Below are 1,698 nucleotides of genomic sequence, written 5' to 3'. Positions count from 1 at the left end.
TCAAGAACGTTGACTACGACAAGCGCCAGAACGAGGTGATGATCAAGCTGGAAACGGTCTACGTCGACGAGCACCGGGCCGAGATCGACGCCCTGGTCGCAAAATTCGGCACCGATAAGAAATAACCGGGGCGTCCCCCCGTCCCCAACCCCCGAACGAAAGCGAAACCGTGCACGAAACCGATCCTGACGACCGGGCAACCACGCCCATCGAGACGAACGAGAATGCGGGCAGCGCTGGGGCTGCGGCCGCCGCGGGTGCCCTCGGCGCCCCCGGGGTCGTGGCGGGGGACACCGAGGCTGAGGGCGCGCGAGCGCGCCGCCAGCGGGAGCGGGCGGAGCGAAAGCTCGCCCGCTCCGAAGCAAAAGAAGCAACAGAGCCCGGCGCGAAACCGGCGCGAGCGAAGCGACGCGGAGGAAAGCAGCCGGAAGCCGGTGCGCTCCTTGACACGACTGCCGAAGACTCAGAGAACGCCGAAAACGCTGAAGAGACGGGGAAACGGGAGCGCTTTTCGCTGTCCGGACTGTCCGGCAAACGCCTGGTTCTCGTGATCGCGGGCGTCGCCGTGTTCTCCTTGCTCGCGGGGATCGGCGTGATGCAGTTCATCGTGTCGCCCGCGGAGCTGGCCGCGCGCACCGCGGCCCCGAAGGGCGGGCTGATCACGGTGCCCATCGAGGAACGCAGGATTGAGAACACGGTCACGAGCCGCGCGGACGTCACCTACGCGGACGCGGTGCCCGTGAAGATCGAGACGGGCGGCCTGAGCGGCCCCGCCGTGGTGAGCGGTCAGGTGCCCAAAGCGGGCGCCGAGTTCCAGGCGACCTCCATCGCCCTCGAGGTCGCCGGGCGGCCCGTGATCGTGTTGCCCGGGGAACTGCCCGCCTACCGTACGCTGAGCATTGGGCTCTCTGGCCCCGATGTGACGCAGCTGAAGCAGGCGCTCATCAGCATCGGGATCGACGCCGGTGACCCGGACTCCAACGTCTACGACGCGGGCACAGCGGCCGGGGTCGCCGCGCTCTACGAGCGCGTGGGCTACGCGCCGCCCGCAACGGGCGAGGACGCCGCCGATGGCGTGCGAAGCGCAGAGCAGGCGGTTCGCGACGCGCAGACGGGCATTCAGAGTGCCCAGGCGGCGCTCGCGAAGGCCCAGCAGGGGCCGAACGAATCCGAGCGCCTGGGCGCCGAAAACGCGGTGCGAGAGGCGGAGCGGGCACTCCAGCGGGAACAGCAGACGGGGAAGGATCCTTTCACGATCGCGCAGCTCCAGGACGCGCTGAACCTGGCCGTGGCCACCCGCAACGAGCTGGGCAGCGGCATCGATGTCGCCGGGGAGCAGGCCGCGCTCCAGGCCGCGAACACGACCCTGGAAAGCGCTCAGGCCGATCTCGTTCGCGCCCAGGAGGGGGCGATGGCCACGCTCCCCTCGAGCGAAGTCCTCTTCCTCACGGCGCTGCCCCGCCGCGTCGATGACATCACGGTTGATCGCGGCTCGGTGTTGGAGGGCACGGCGATGACCGTTTCCGGCGCGAAGCTCGTGCTGTCCGGCACGGTCTCCGCGAGCGACGCTGAGCTCCTGAAGGAGGGCCAGGAGGCCACCTTCGATGGGCCGAAGGGCGAGGCAATCGCCGCGAAGGTCGTGAAGATCGCGAAGGTCGACGAGAAGAGCGGCGACTCGGGCACCGAGGGCAACGAAAA

General features: G+C 69.0%; 1 protein-coding gene. It reads left to right on the top strand.

Annotation, left to right across the window (positions count from 1 at the left end; genetic code table 11):
• Positions 1–169: 169 nt before the first annotated feature.
• Positions 170–1,698, top strand: a 1,529-nt coding sequence (locus OOT08_RS05875; protein ID WP_325091650.1) for a hypothetical protein, incomplete at its 3' end; no start/stop codon positions are given.

This window comes from Leucobacter sp. M11 (genome assembly GCF_035726885.1).
Taxonomy (GTDB): domain Bacteria; phylum Actinomycetota; class Actinomycetes; order Actinomycetales; family Microbacteriaceae; genus JAPFRB01.
This window is presented reverse-complemented; position numbering and strand designations above follow the sequence as displayed.